We start from the raw sequence: 13,325 nt of genomic DNA on the forward strand, positions 1-13,325 counted from the left end.
CCGTCCGACGGCGGTTGATAGGCTGACAGCAACCACAAGGGAGTGATGTCATATGATATTTAGTCCAAACGGCCAATGGGCACGGACCCGGACTGCAGCCGGTCGACGGGGGTTCCTGCAGGAACAGCAAATGTGGGCGGACCGGGAGCGGGACAGCTACCTGCGGTCCCGTGAGATCAGGCGGAAGCTACGCAAATCCATCCGTGCCCGCGTCCGAAAAATGCTCCGACGCTAAATGGACATAACGGCGTTCGCGAGAAGCCCATAGAGCGTAGGTGGGACGTTGAAGCAGGCCGGGGACTGTGGCACAACCCCGGCAGCGGACGATATTGTTCTTCCATGACTCCCAACAACATGGGCCGACTCCTCATCGCCGCGGGATTTCTGATGTTAGTCGTATTCCTGCTGCTGGGCATCACACCCGGTGAACCGAATGAGAACTGGCTTCCCTTCTTGGGAAGCGTTTCTGCAGTAGTCGTCGTCGTATCTGGCTATGGCATACGCCGAATACCGACTCATGGGAAGCCGACGCAATGCGGAAACTGACCTTTGGCATGAACCTGAGTCTGGACCGCTACATCGCCGCGCCCGGCGACGACCTCGGCTGGAGCGTGCCGAGCGACGAGCTGTTCCAATGGTGGTCCGACCGGGTGGGCGCGACGGGCCTGGCGCTGTACGGGCGCAAACTTTGGGAGACGATGAGCTCCCACTGGCCGACGGTCGACGGGCAGCCTGGCGCCACACCGGCTCAGATCGAGTTCGCCCGCCGCTGGCGGGACATGCCGAAGGTGGTGTTCTCCTCGACGACCAGCGCGGTCGACTGGAACGCCCGTCTGGTGACCCGGGACCCTGTGACCGAGATCACCCGGCTCAAGACTGAGGATGGCGATCCCATGGACGTCGGCGGCGCCACCCTCGCCGCAGCGGCCATGCGGGCCGGACTGATCGACGAGTACGCGATGGTCACCCACCCGGTCCTGGTGGGCGGCGGCACGCCGTTCTTCGCGGCCCTGGACAACTGGGTGAACCTGAACCTGGTGGAGACCCGGATGTTTCCCGACGGCGTGCTCCTGACCAGGTACGAGACCAGAAGCTGAATACCCGACCTTGGATCGGCACGACTCGGGCCATTCAAGGATCTCGTGACGCAAGATGTGGTTCAAAATCAGCATGGAGCCACTGGCAAACTTGGCCGGCAATATCCTTAGCCAGAGCCCTTACAACTTGCTAGTGCAGGCGGCAGACGGTCCGTCATTGGGTCGGAGCGATGGTACTTGTATTCAGACCATAGGCTGACATGATGAATCATTCCAGCGCCTCGTATGAGCCAGGTTCCGATGAGTGGTGGGACGTCACGGATGAGCACGGTCACCTGACTGGGCAGACTTATCGCCGTGGAAACCCTGACTGGCCTCCCGGCCGCTTCCACCTCGTCGTTGCCACATGTGCTTATCGATCTGATGGTGCCGTTCTTCTAACGCAACGATCAGCTACCAAGGAATACCCTTTAGCGTGGGAATTCCCCGGAGGAAGTGCATTAGCCGGGGAATCAAGCAACGATGCCGCACCGCCATGGAGAGCCCGGCTGGAAAAGCTCTGGCCTCCACTCGTTGACACACTCCGGAAGAAGTCTTCTGCTAACGAAACGCACATCCCCTAGAGGACGCGGCCATTCGGCCGGGATGCATCGTCCGCGGTCTATTGTTCCGTCGCGTTGCGTAAAATGGCAGCGATTTTTTGGAAGTCCCGGGGCGTGGCGAGCTGCAAGGGTGTCAGACCATCGCGCTGGGAGGGGAGCGTTACGTCGGCGCCTCCTTTGACGAGCAGCCGCACGGTCTCCACGTACCGGGGCGAGCCATCGCCGAAGATGATCGCCTCGTGCAGCGCGGTCCAGCCCAGGTTGTTGACGTGGTTAACGTCCACGTTGGTCTCCAGCAGCCTTCGCACCACCTCCGCGTGGCCACGCTCCGCGGCGCGGATCAGGGCGGTGCCATTGAAGCTGTCACGCGCGTGGACGTCCGCGCCGTTGCGCAGAGTCAGGTTCAGCAGCTCGAGGTAGCCCTCACTCGCTGCGATGAGGAAAGCGCTCTGTTCGGTCTTGTCCTCGTAGTTGACGTCAGCGCCGGCGGCGATGAGCCGGCGAGCTTGGGCGACGTCGTTGTCCCAGGCCGCCCCGATCAGGTTCTGATTCAGCGCCATCCGTTCGCCGGGGGTGGGAGGCTTGGACGTGGCCGATCTGCTGCTCGGCGAGACACCCGGGGCGGACTCCTCGGCTTGCGGCGACGTGCTCGACGGGCTCGGCGAAGGCACGGATTCGGAAGGCGTCTGTTGTGTCGGACCGGTCACCTCGCCGCTATCGGTGCAGCCGGTCACCAGCAGCAGTACGGCCAAGACACCGCCCGTCACGAGGGCCCTCATCGGGAGACCCGTCGCGGGGCCACCGAAGTGGCACACCAGAACTTCATTGGGATCATTCCCATGCTTGTCAGCATACTCGTGCCATGCATCGGACAACCGTCGGCCAGCACGGCTCAGCGCGGGCGTCGCAGGCGCTGGCTAGGTCCGTGACCGATCCCTCAGCGGCACTGGCACGTGAAATTGGGCTGAACTCTGACCGCATGGAAAAGCAGCCGAGCTGATGCGGAGAACATATACACCGTCTCCGTCAAGCGCCCTCGGTCAGCACGCCTTCAGGCTGCCGATCCTGGGGGTGTCGCTCGAGCCACCCCTCAAGACCGTCGAGGAGGAGGTCGAGGCCGAGCGGGAACTCGTCGCCATAGGAATAGCCCGGTTGAAGCACATGGTCGGCCGTCAGCTCGGCGAGATACGGGTACTCGTTGACGGGAAGTTGGGCGAGCATGACGTGCGCCATCGCAGCCGTCTCCTCCTGCGTGTGAAACGGCAGGTTCTTTTCCTGCATCGCGAAGCCGTAGATGTAGCTGTCCAATGCCGAGAAAGCATGGGCTGCCATGGCAATGGAGAATCCCGCGTTCCGGAGCGTGCCGATGACACGGTCGTGATGCCGCAGCGTGGCTGGCCCCGGATTGGTCCCGGAGTCTTTCAATGCGGTGGCCCACGGGTGGCGTGACAACGTGTCGCGGAATGAGACCGATCGCTTGCGTATCGCAGTCTTCCAGTCGTCACTGTGCGAGGGCAGTTCGATCTCGTCGAACACGGCGTCGACCATTGCGTTGAACAGGTCTTCTTTGTTCGCGACATGGCTGTACAGCGACATCGCCTCCACCCCGAGTTCGTCCCCGAGTCTGCGCATCGTCAGTGATTCGATGCCCGCGTCATCGGCAAGCGCGACCGCCGCGCTCAGCACTAGCTCGCGGTTCAAGCGGCCGCGTGAGGCCGCGCCGGTCTTGCTTGATCGCCTCGCCATGATCTCTCCGTTCGGATCCATTGACAACCTTACGATGTAAGCGTAACTTACTTACAACATAAGCATACAATGTAAGGAAATCAAAATGAGCCCCACCTCGCTCAACTCTAGCAAGACCGACCTCCCGCAACGCCCGATGGACTTCACCACCTGGTCGCCGCGTAATGCGGCGCTCACTGCCGGATGGAGTCTCGCCCTGATGGCGGTGCTGGGTGGCCTTTCCAACTTCGGCGCCATTGTGCCGCTGATCGCTATCGGGGACGCCACGGAGACCGCGCACAACATCTCCAACGCGCCAATCCAGTTCTTCGCGGGCGTCGTCGGCTTCCTCCTCATCGCAGTACTCGACGTCATCGTCGCGGGAGCCCTGTACGTAGTGTTCAAGCCCGTGAGTCGTCGCTTCTCATCGGCGGCAGGATGGATGCGGGCCCTCTACGCGGTCCTGCTCGTGGCGGCCGTCAGCCAACTCGTAATCGGGTTCTCGCTCCTGGACGATCCCGAGACCGCTCTGCCCTTCCTGGAGTCGTTCAACACCATCTGGGTGATCAGCCAGGGCCTGTTCGGCATCTCCCTGGTGCTCGTCGGCTATCTGGCATTCCGGTCGGGTTTCGTGCCGAAGGTCTTCGGCATCCTGCTCGCCATCGCCGGCATCGGATACCTGGCGGACGCCATCGGTATGGCCTTCATCCCCGACTTCTCCGCCGTTTTCGCCCAGTTCATGTTCGTGGGTGAAGTGGTTCTGATCTTCTGGCTGCTCATCGCCGGCCGCCGGCTCCCCGCCAACTGAACCGCCGACTGCGAAGAGAAAACCATGGACAATCCCGTGCACAAGCCCGGCATACGGGACACCATGCGGGCCACGGTGTCCCGCCGCTACGGCGGATCCTCCGTACTGATCACCGGAAACCTCACCGTGTCCTGAACTCCACCGGCCCCCAGGGACGGGCAGGTGGCTGAACCCTTGGACAACAACCTTTCAATTGGATGTTGCTTCGATCGATAGAATCCCGCGTCGATACATAGAATCGCGCCAGCCATATATGGGTCACCTGCTGAGGCGCAAAGCCCCACAGCATGGAAGGATGCTCCGGTGCACCAGCCATGGCGATTCTGCTCCGACAGTCTCTATATCGTGGCCTGAGGCAATATGCAATGACTCCATCCGGAGAGTTAATTTTCTATTTACCTCCGGCTGACCGTCGGTTCACACTTCATACTTACTGTCGAACTACAGGCGTTGAAGAAATCCGCCTGTTCGCATCGTATGCGACTACTTGCAGCACCTTCCGTTCTCCAGTAAGGGTTCCATGACTGCCAACAAAATGACGACGCCGACGCAACAGGCGAATAACCGTGCTTCCGGTCCCAGAGCCATGGTGGTGGCCGCACTGGTCGCCGTTCTTTTCTTCTTTGGCTTGCTGATCTTTGAAAGAATCCCGGAGATTCCGGTCGACATCGACTTCAAGCCGTTCTTCATTCCATTTATGTTCCTGGCCCTGCTTCCCAAGGGCCTGCCGACGCTAGCAATTCCACTTGGTGCCGCCGTCGGCGAATCGATTGGCGACATCATCGAGGGCTACGAGGTCGACGACGTCTTCGGCTTCGCAGGCTATTTCGTTGGTTTCGCCATCGCCGGTCTGATCATCAACGGACAACCCCTCAAGTGGGGCCGCGTTGCGATGGCCTGCATTGTGGGTGCACTGGTCCAGGCGGTTATCGAAGCATCCGCCTTCCTGGTCTTTGGCGAAGAAGGCGTGAGCGTTGCCCTCTTCAGTGCCATGGGCAACACCATCACCCACGGCATCATTCTCGGCGCCATCATCACCGTCCCGCTGGTGCGGGCTCTGCATGGAAGGCTCGAGCGGCTGCTGGGCTATACGCCGCACCGCCCGCAGGAGGGATCAAAGGAGCAGAGCGTTTCCGCCCCGAAGCCGTCGAAGACTGGAGCCAAGTAATGATTACAGCTCAGTCGCTGGAACTTACCTACCCGGAAACCGAACTGCCCTCGCTGGCAGGCGTCGACCTGCAGTTGAATGCAGGGGAGGTGCTTGGAGTTGTGGGTCCCATGGGTGCCGGGAAAACAACACTGTGCATGTGCCTGGCAGGCCTGGTGCCACGAACAACTGGCGGTGAATTCGGCGGCGATCTTGAGGTCGTGGACCTGGATCCGCGCCAGTCGCCGGTGCCGGATGTGGCGCAGAGAATCGGCCTGGTGTTCGAGGACTATGCCTCCCAGCTGACGCAGATCACAGTGCTGTCCGAAGTAATGGCTCCGATGCTCAACCATGATGTTCCGGTGAAACAGGCGGAGGCGGAAGCGCGGCGTTTGCTGAGCGAACTCGGGCTTGCCCGGCTCGACCTTGAGCACAAGCGCACGTGGGAGCTCTCCGGTGGGCAACAGCAGCGGGTTGCGATCGCGGCGGCGCTCGCGGCTGATCCGCAGGTGCTCATTCTGGATAACATCACCGGCCTGCTCGATCCGGATGGCAAGGAAGAAATTCGTTTGCTGGTCAGCCAGCTCTCGAAACGGATGACGCTCGTCGTGGTGGAGCAGGACATCGATTTGCTGGTTGGCATCGCCGACCAGTTGCTGATGCTCCGCGATGGCCAGGTCAGCGCGCTCGGCCCGGCAGACCAGCTGCTGCGGAACCTGACCGCCCTTGACGATGCCGAGGTGGAGCCGCCCGTCGTCGTACAAGTTGCGCAGGCTGCCGGGCTGCCCGATAATCCGCTGACTGTTGAAGAGTTGACTTCCGTGGTTCAGCCTCCCGGCGTTATGGAATCCGCGGCGCCGGATATTCCACAGCCCGCCGTCCTGGAACCAGGGACCCTCGCATCTGAATCAGAGGTCGGCGCTCCCGTACCAGCGAACCACCGTCTTCCTGAGGTCGGCGCTCCCGAACCATCGATCTCAGCCTCTGAATCAGGTGACCGCCCGAAAGCCGTTGACATTGACCACGTGTCGTTTGCCTACCCGGATGGAACGATGGCGGTACAAGACGTGGCGCTGCAGGTTTCCCCAGGAGAGGTGCACGCAATTGTGGGTGGCAACGGGGCAGGCAAATCCACCTTGCTGCGGATGCTCTGCGGCTTGGTCCGTCCTTCCTCCGGCACCGTATGGATGGATGGGAAGAACACCCGGGAGTGCTCCCCGGCCGAATTGGCCCGGAACGTGGGCACAGCCCTCCAGAACCCGGACGAGCAGATCACCGAGCGCACAGTGCGCGAGGAAATCGGTGACGCGCTCCGGCGCCGCCGGATCCGCCGCAGGGGATGGTTCAAGCGTGAGGTCGTCATCTCCGACGGGCAGATCGCCGAGGCTGTCGACCGGGCGGTGGAACTGGTCGGGATTCCCGCCGGGCTGATGGACCAGGATCCAACTCACCTATCCCGCGGTCACCGGAAGCTGGTCGCTATTGCCAGTGCGCTGGTGCTCGACCCGGCGGTGTTGATTCTCGATGAGCCTCGGGTCTCGCTGGATGCTCCCGCCCGCGCGGCCCTGCGCCGATTGCTGCACGAACTACGCGACCGGGGCACCGCCGTCGTCATTGTTGAACATGACCTGGACCTGGTCGCGGAAACCGCAGACACGGTTACTCTGCTCGACCAGGGGCGTGTGGTTGCTTCCGGAAGTCCCCATGACGTCTTCGGCGCCAGCGGGGCGGAAGTTCTGGCGAAAACGTCGCTCCGACCGCCGCGTGCTGCCCAAGTGGCCGCAGCCTTCGGCGTGGATGCGATTACGGTCGCCGAACTGGCCACCCAACTTTATCCCGTCAAACAGGAGGTGTGAGATGCGGGTACCCCTGCTTTACACAGAAAAAGACAGCTTCCTGCATCGCCGCGATCCGCGGATCAAACTGTTGCTGTTCGCCGTCGTCATTGTTTTCCTCTATACCGCACCGAACTGGCAGTGGATGCTCGTCGCAAGCGTCCTCGGGCTGGCGCTCAGCATCGCCGCCCGCGTGCCTCCGCTGGTGCTGCTGATCCTGTGGTTGCTGCAGCTTCCGAATTTTATTGGCTTGATCGCCATTCCGTTGGGTCAGGACCTGCTGGCGGGAAACTTCTCGCCCTTCGACGGCGACCTGACTTTCGGACTGCGGCTGGGACTGGCGTGGTCGGCCGCGCTCTTCCTGAGTCTGGCGTTGCTGTCCACCATGTCTCCGGACAAGATCACCGATGGCATGCGCGGCCTGAAGATCCCGGAGCCGCTGTGCTTCCTGGTGGGCTACTCGTTCCTGCTGATGTACGCGAGCATGTCAGATATCTTCCGCACCATCGATGCCATGAAGCTCAAGGGCATTGAATTGACGATCCGCCGGCCGATCGAGAGTATCGCGAACATGGCGAAACTGTTTGTCCCGGCCGTGATCATCATGGCGCGGCGGGCAGGAACCATGATGTCCACGTTGCAGCTGCGCGGTTTCTCCTTCACGCAGCGGCCCGCCACGACTCTCGGAGCGGTCGGCGCGGCTGACATCGCGCTGCTGGTCGCAGGCGTCGGAGCTTTGGCCGTGGCTGCGCTCATGCGGTTCGCCCCGGCGATGCTGGGGTTGTAGCCCGGCTGGGTCTGGAACTGGTTGATCCCGGGGTGAGTCCGGAAGCGTCCCGGGCCCAGCTTTCCGGGCCCAGCTTATTGACGACAGTCAGAACGACGTTAACCCTCGACGGCGTCCCGTTGGAGCGTCGACGATCGCATGAATGCAGGCCCTGGCGCCTGAGAGCCGCACGTCATGGAGCTTCCACATCGGCGCGGTGGATGCCTGTGCTTTGGGTTCCCCGCATTATCCTTTTTTCGTTACTGTTTCGTTATCTGCTAGCGTACAGGGTTTCGAATATTGTCGGTACCGGCTGATGTACTAAAGACATGGCAAACGAGGAAGCACCAGAGGGCGGGAACAGCGAGGGCGCTCCGACCGGTGTCTTCGAGCTGCCGGAACTGGCCGGGCCGCTCGGCGATGTTGTTCCCGGGGTCTTGTCCTTCGATGAAGCGACCATGGCTCTGGTCTCGGCCGGGCAGCTCATCGCGTGGGCGGAGGGGCTCAAAGCCCGCCTGGTCACCCGGCTCTGTGAAACCGCGGCAGGGACGGTCCCGCAGCCCGATCCGGCCGGCCCGTCACGGAATGCCGAACGCCTGGCCCGGATGAACGTCGAGGGCGAAGTCAGCGGGGCGTTGACCATCGCAACGAGGACAGCGCAGAAACTCATCTTCGAAAGCACCGAACTGGTCGGCTCTTTCCCCGCCACGCTCGACCGCCTCGAAACCGGGGAACTGAACCGGGACCAGGCCATGGTCATCATCGACCAGGCACAAACCCTCCCCGAGCACGCCCGACCCGAATTCGAGCAGGAACTGCTCGCCGACGCACCGTCCCTGCCCCGGCCGAAACTGTCCGGCAAGGCCAAGCGCCTGCGCGAACGGATGCACCCCGAATCCGGCGCCCGGCGGAAAAAGAAGGCCGCCTGCGACCGCAGGGCCTGGTTCCAGCCCGCCGAAGACGGAATGGCCTGGCTCGGCGCCTACCTGCCCGCCGAAGCAGCCACCGCCGCCTTCAACCGCATCACCGCCGCCGCCCGGGCCCTCCGCGGCCCGGACGAGGAACGAACCGGCGCCCAACTCTGCGCCGACGTCTTCACCGACCTCCTCCTCGGCGCCGGGCCGATCCCAGATGGACCAATTGCAGGCCTGAACGATGACAACAACGATCGTGGCAGGGGCGGCAATCCGTCCCCCGGCTCAACCGGCACTGCTTCCTCCGGTCAGGCCGTGGCAGAACCACACCTGCCCAACTACGAGCAGATCAAACCCGAAGTCATCGTCACCGTCCCCGTCCTCACCCTGCTCGGCCTGTCGGAGGAGCCAGCAGAGCTTGAAGGCTTCGGACCCATGGACGACGAAACCGCCCGAAAACTATGCGCGAACGCTCCCTCCTTCAAACGGATCCTCACCCACCCCGAGACCGGGGCGATGATCTCCTTCGGCAGAACCACCTACAAAGTCCCCGCCGACCTGAAAAAAATGATCAATATCCGCGACCGATGTTGCCGCGCCCCAGGCTGCAACCGATCCGCACGCTTCACCGAACTCGACCACACCACGCCCTGGGTCGAAGGCGGAACCACAGACTACGAATCACTGAAAGGCTACTGCCCCATGCACCATCTCCGTAAAACCGCCTGCGGATGGAAAGACACCCAAGACAAAGACGGCACCATCACCGTCACATCACCGGCAGGACGAACCTACACATCAAAACCCGAAGGACCCGTCCTCACCAGCAGAAAAGACGCCCAACGCTACAAAACCGGCAACGGACACCACTTCGACCCCTGGGACCCCAAAAACGCCAACAACACCACCCCAACCGGGGACCACGACCAAACCCCGCCACCATTCTGAAACCAGCACCGACTGCTCCAGCGGCGTTAGAAAGCGGGACCTGAGCGATGGATTGCGAGATGACGGGTCAGTCGATCAGGAGATGAGCGTCAGGACGGCGTCAGCTTCGACGGAGTCGCCTGGTCCCCGCTTTGGTTCGCCGACAGTACCGGAACGGTGGGCGGGGATGGTTGACTCCATCTTCATCGCTTCAAGGACGACGACGGCGTCCCCCTCGCCCACTTCGGCGCCCGGCTCGACCAGCCACTTCACAACGGTGCCGACCATGGGCGAACGGAGTTCGTTGGGGTCAGCGTCCGCGCCGGCACCGGCCGGTCCTGCAGTCGCCGCGCTCGAGCCGGCGGTGCCGAGGCTGGCGAGCAGTTCGGCGGGCAGGCCAAGGCTGACCCGGCGTCCATCGAGGTCGATGCTGAAGGTCCGGCGGCCGCCATCACCGCTTCCGGGGCTGTAATCGGGATCTGCGGGAATCCTGTCGGCGAATTCGCTCTCGATCCAGCCGGTGTAAACGCCGAGGGAATCTGTTCCGGTGAAGGCTTCTTCTTCGAGCACCGCCCGGTGGAACGGGATCACCGTCGCCAGGCCCGTTATTTCGAGTTCCGCCAAGGCACGGCGTGCACGGCGGATGGCCTGCTGCCGGTCGGCGCCGGTAACAATCAGTTTGGCGAGCATGGAGTCGAACTGTCCGGCGATGGTGTCGCCGGAGCGGACGCCGGTGTCCACCCGGATGCCGCGCCCGGTGGGTGGTACGAAGGTTTTGACCGTCCCGGGGGAGGGGAGGAACCCGCGTCCGACGTCTTCGGCATTGAGCCTGAATTCGATGGCATGGCCGGACGGCTTGGGATCTTCCGTGATGGCCAGGGGTTCTCCGTCGGCGATACGGAACTGTGCCTGGACGAGGTCCATTCCGGAGGTTTCCTCGGTCACCGGGTGCTCAACCTGGAGCCGCGTGTTGACCTCCAAAAAGGACACTGTGCCGTCCTGGCCAAGCAGGAATTCGACGGTTCCAGCACCTACGTAATCGGCTTCCCGGCAGATGGCCTTGGCCGATTCGTGGATCTCGCTGCGCTGGGCGTCGGTCAGGAACGGTGCAGGCGCTTCCTCCACGAGTTTCTGGTGCCGCCGCTGCAGCGAACAGTCACGGGTTCCGACGACGATGACGTTGCCGTGCTTGTCGGCCAGGATCTGGGCTTCGACGTGCCGCGGTTTATCCAGGAACCGCTCGACGAAGAGCTCGTCCCGGCCAAAGGCTGATTTCGCTTCGCGGCGGACCGAGTCGAAAGCTTCCTCGATTTCACCGAGTTCACGAACCACCCGGAGCCCGCGGCCGCCTCCTCCGAAGGCCGCTTTGAGCGCGAGCGGAAGTCCGTGTTCTTCGGCAAACGCGCGGACCTCGGCGGCGGAATCGACCGGTCCGTCGCTGCCAGCCACCATGGGGGCATTGGCGCGGACTGCGATTTCCCTCGCGGTGACTTTATTTCCGAGCGCGAGGATGCTGTCCGGTTCCGGGCCGATCCAGGTCAGTCCGGCGTCGATGACGGCGCGGGCGAAGTCCGCGTTCTCGGACAGAAACCCGTAACCGGGATGGACGGCGTCGGCTCCGGAACGTTTGGCGATCTGCAACAGCTTGTCGATATTGAGATACGTGTCCGCCGGCGTCGAACCATCCAACGCGTACGCTTCATCGGCCAGCTCCATATGCAGGGAACCGGCATCGTCGTCCGCGTAGACGGCGACGGAAACCAGTTCGGCGTCGAGGCAGGCGCGCTCCACGCGCACGGCGATTTCGCCGCGGTTGGCAATCAGGACTTTGTGCATGGCTGTGTCTTCCGCTCAGGTTTCAGTGCTGTTGTCGGCGCCCGCAGAACCGGCTGATTCACCGATGCCGGCGGTATTCGCGCGGGAGGTGTCTTCGTCTGGAGCAGCCACCACGTGGAACCGGATCCTGCCGCCTGGCGGTATCTGGGCCGCCCGGTCCAGATGCTCGTGCGCGACGACACCGATCACGGGATAGCCGCCGGTGACGGGATGGTCGGCGAGGAAGAGGACGGGCAGGCCGGACGGTGGAATCTGGATGCTGCCAGCGAGTGTTCCTTCACTGGGAAGCTCGCCCTGCCGGCTGCGCTCCAGCGGGGTGCCATCCAAGCGGATTCCGACGCGGCTGGACTTCGCCGTGACCTCCCATTCCTGACCGGTCAGCGAATCGATGGCGGGCTGGTCGAACCAGTCGGCCCGCGGGCCGAGGACGATATTCAGCTGAACAGTTTCCCGCGCAGCCGCGGTGTCGACGTCGTCGGGCGTCTGGGGGATTCCGACGACACTGGTGGGTGGCGCTTCGGCGACGGGAACGAAGGACTGTGCCGCCAGCGGTTCCGGTCCGATTCCGGACATGGTGTCGGTGGCGCGGCTTCCCAGCACCGGCGGTACATCGATGCCGCCACGGAAAGCAACGTAGCTGCGCAGTCCCCGCGTCGGCGCACCCAGGGTGAGCGTTTCGCCGTCGAGCAGGGCAAGGGGGGCACCCACGGGTATGCTGCGGACCATTCCATCCGGGTTGTGGATTTTGAGGGACATCGGCGCCCCGGCGACGGCGACCACCTGGTCACCTTGTGCCGTTACGGAGAGTCCACCCATTGCGGTTTCAATCACCGCTTCGTTGGGCCCGTTGCCGGCAAGGCGGTTGGCCGTCCGCATCGCGCCGGAATCAAGGGCGCCGGCCTCCGAGACGCCGAGATCGGCGTAGCCGAAACGGCCTAGGTCCTGAATCAGGCTCAGCGCGCCGGGGGAGACAACGCGAACACCGGAGCGGGAGTCGTCCGGTTCCGGAAGGGCTGACCCTTGCGTTGCGGCGGGCTGTTGGGAGGCTGCCTCTTTCCCAGAGGTGCCTTCCTCCCGGACCGGTTCATTTCCCTCATCAGAAGCATCTGTCTCGACGAGCTCCCGCACGGCTTTGTACTGCACGCGGTTGCCCGGAACAACCAAGGCCGGCTGCTCCCGATCGAGGTCCCACATCCGTGCCGCGGTCCGTCCGATCAACTGCCAGCCACCGGGCGACTGGCGTGGGTAGATGGCGGAGAAGTTACCGGCGAGTGCGACCGAACCGGCCGGAACAGCGGTGCGTGGACTTTCCCGGCGCGGAACTTCCAGGCGCTGGTTTTCACCGACCAAGTAGGCAAAACCGGGTGCAAATCCGCCAAAGGCCGCAGTCCAGGTCTGTGAGGTGTGGGCTTCGATCACACCGTCGCGACTGAGGCCCGTCAGTTCCGCGACCGTGTCCAGATCCTCGCCGTCGTACACCGTTTCAATGACGCGCAGCGTGTCGTCGAGAGTAGTGGAGCCGGACAGATCGAGATGCTGGATCTGCTCGGCGATGGACCGTATAGCGGCGGTGGAATCGGCGGTGACCATCACCGTTTCGGCGGCGGCCAGCACGTCCACCTGGCCGGGGAGGGGTTTTTCCGTCAGGGCGGATTTGAGCGCGAGGACTTCGTCCATGCCGCTGAGCTCAATCAGGATGGCTCGGCTGCCGACCGCCCGGATTGCGAA

11 protein-coding genes are annotated in these 13,325 nt (G+C 63.1%); 7 read left to right on the forward strand and 4 right to left on the reverse strand.

Annotated features, from left to right (window positions below; genetic code table 11):
* Positions 1-533: 533 nt before the first annotated feature.
* Both ACX80B_RS03235 and ACX80B_RS03240 read left to right on the forward strand, forming a co-directional pair.
* The gene (locus ACX80B_RS03235) at positions 534-1,097 is read left to right on the forward strand and encodes a dihydrofolate reductase family protein (RefSeq protein WP_459293012.1); all 564 of its coding nucleotides are present in this window, start codon (positions 534-536) and stop codon (positions 1,095-1,097) included.
* 203 nt (positions 1,098-1,300) lie between these two features.
* Positions 1,301-1,660: an NUDIX domain-containing protein gene (locus tag ACX80B_RS03240; RefSeq protein WP_459293014.1), complete on the forward strand. Its 360-nt coding sequence runs from the start codon at positions 1,301-1,303 to the stop codon at positions 1,658-1,660.
* Positions 1,661-1,698: 38 nt separating this feature from the next.
* Here ACX80B_RS03240 and ACX80B_RS03245 read toward each other — a convergent pair whose 3' ends face one another.
* The gene (locus ACX80B_RS03245; protein WP_459293016.1) at positions 1,699-2,406 is read right to left on the reverse strand and encodes an ankyrin repeat domain-containing protein; all 708 of its coding nucleotides are present in this window, start codon (positions 2,404-2,406) and stop codon (positions 1,699-1,701) included.
* 259 nt (positions 2,407-2,665) lie between these two features.
* Complete coding sequence (locus ACX80B_RS03250; protein ID WP_459293018.1) at positions 2,666-3,406, reverse strand: TetR/AcrR family transcriptional regulator C-terminal domain-containing protein; 741 nt, start codon at positions 3,404-3,406, stop codon at positions 2,666-2,668.
* Between the two features lie 64 nt (positions 3,407-3,470).
* Between ACX80B_RS03250 and ACX80B_RS03255 the strand changes: the two genes are divergently transcribed.
* The 5 genes from ACX80B_RS03255 (at position 3,471) to ACX80B_RS03275 (ending at position 9,782) form a co-directional block, all read left to right on the forward strand.
* Positions 3,471-4,172 carry a DUF4386 domain-containing protein gene (locus tag ACX80B_RS03255; protein ID WP_459293020.1) on the forward strand — a complete coding sequence of 234 codons (702 nt, stop codon included), beginning with the start codon at positions 3,471-3,473 and terminating at the stop codon, positions 4,170-4,172.
* A gap of 520 nt (positions 4,173-4,692) precedes the next feature.
* Positions 4,693-5,340, forward strand: a complete 648-nt coding sequence (locus tag ACX80B_RS03260; RefSeq protein ID WP_459293022.1) for a hypothetical protein — start codon at positions 4,693-4,695, stop codon at positions 5,338-5,340.
* Complete coding sequence (locus ACX80B_RS03265) at positions 5,340-7,175, forward strand: ABC transporter ATP-binding protein (RefSeq protein ID WP_459293024.1); 1,836 nt, start codon at positions 5,340-5,342, stop codon at positions 7,173-7,175. Before ACX80B_RS03260 ends, ACX80B_RS03265 begins: the two co-directional genes overlap by 1 nt.
* 1 nt (position 7,176) lies before the next feature.
* Positions 7,177-7,941, forward strand: a complete 765-nt coding sequence (locus ACX80B_RS03270; protein ID WP_459293026.1) for an energy-coupling factor transporter transmembrane component T family protein — start codon at positions 7,177-7,179, stop codon at positions 7,939-7,941.
* A 308-nt stretch (positions 7,942-8,249) separates the two neighbouring features.
* Positions 8,250-9,782: an HNH endonuclease signature motif containing protein gene (locus tag ACX80B_RS03275; protein ID WP_459293028.1), complete on the forward strand. Its 1,533-nt coding sequence runs from the start codon at positions 8,250-8,252 to the stop codon at positions 9,780-9,782.
* 75 nt (positions 9,783-9,857) lie between these two features.
* On the opposite strand, the gene ACX80B_RS03280 is transcribed toward ACX80B_RS03275, so the two are convergent.
* Together ACX80B_RS03280 and ACX80B_RS03285 are read right to left on the reverse strand one after the other, a co-directional pair.
* Positions 9,858-11,597: an acetyl/propionyl/methylcrotonyl-CoA carboxylase subunit alpha gene (locus ACX80B_RS03280; protein ID WP_459293030.1), complete on the reverse strand. Its 1,740-nt coding sequence runs from the start codon at positions 11,595-11,597 to the stop codon at positions 9,858-9,860.
* A gap of 15 nt (positions 11,598-11,612) precedes the next feature.
* Complete coding sequence (locus ACX80B_RS03285) at positions 11,613-13,274, reverse strand: 5-oxoprolinase subunit B/C family protein (RefSeq protein ID WP_459293541.1); 1,662 nt, start codon at positions 13,272-13,274, stop codon at positions 11,613-11,615.
* Positions 13,275-13,325 lie beyond the last annotated feature (51 nt).

This window comes from Arthrobacter monumenti (genome assembly GCF_054511255.1).

Bases quoted from the DNA above. Each gene is read 5' to 3' on its own strand.
- ACX80B_RS03285 (WP_459293541.1), bottom strand. From the start codon at position 13,274: ATGGACGAAGTCCTCGCGCTCAAATCCGCCCTGACGGAAAAACCCCTC.
- ACX80B_RS03280 (WP_459293030.1), bottom strand. From the start codon at position 11,597: ATGCACAAAGTCCTGATTGCCAACCGCGGCGAAATCGCCGTGCGCGTG.
- ACX80B_RS03235 (WP_459293012.1), top strand. From the start codon at position 534: ATGCGGAAACTGACCTTTGGCATGAACCTGAGTCTGGACCGCTACATC.
- ACX80B_RS03270 (WP_459293026.1), top strand. From the start codon at position 7,177: ATGCGGGTACCCCTGCTTTACACAGAAAAAGACAGCTTCCTGCATCGC.
- ACX80B_RS03260 (WP_459293022.1), top strand. From the start codon at position 4,693: ATGACTGCCAACAAAATGACGACGCCGACGCAACAGGCGAATAACCGT.
- ACX80B_RS03240 (WP_459293014.1), top strand. From the start codon at position 1,301: ATGAATCATTCCAGCGCCTCGTATGAGCCAGGTTCCGATGAGTGGTGG.
- ACX80B_RS03275 (WP_459293028.1), top strand. From the start codon at position 8,250: ATGGCAAACGAGGAAGCACCAGAGGGCGGGAACAGCGAGGGCGCTCCG.
- ACX80B_RS03250 (WP_459293018.1), bottom strand. From the start codon at position 3,406: ATGGATCCGAACGGAGAGATCATGGCGAGGCGATCAAGCAAGACCGGC.
- ACX80B_RS03255 (WP_459293020.1), top strand. From the start codon at position 3,471: ATGAGCCCCACCTCGCTCAACTCTAGCAAGACCGACCTCCCGCAACGC.
- ACX80B_RS03265 (WP_459293024.1), top strand. From the start codon at position 5,340: ATGATTACAGCTCAGTCGCTGGAACTTACCTACCCGGAAACCGAACTG.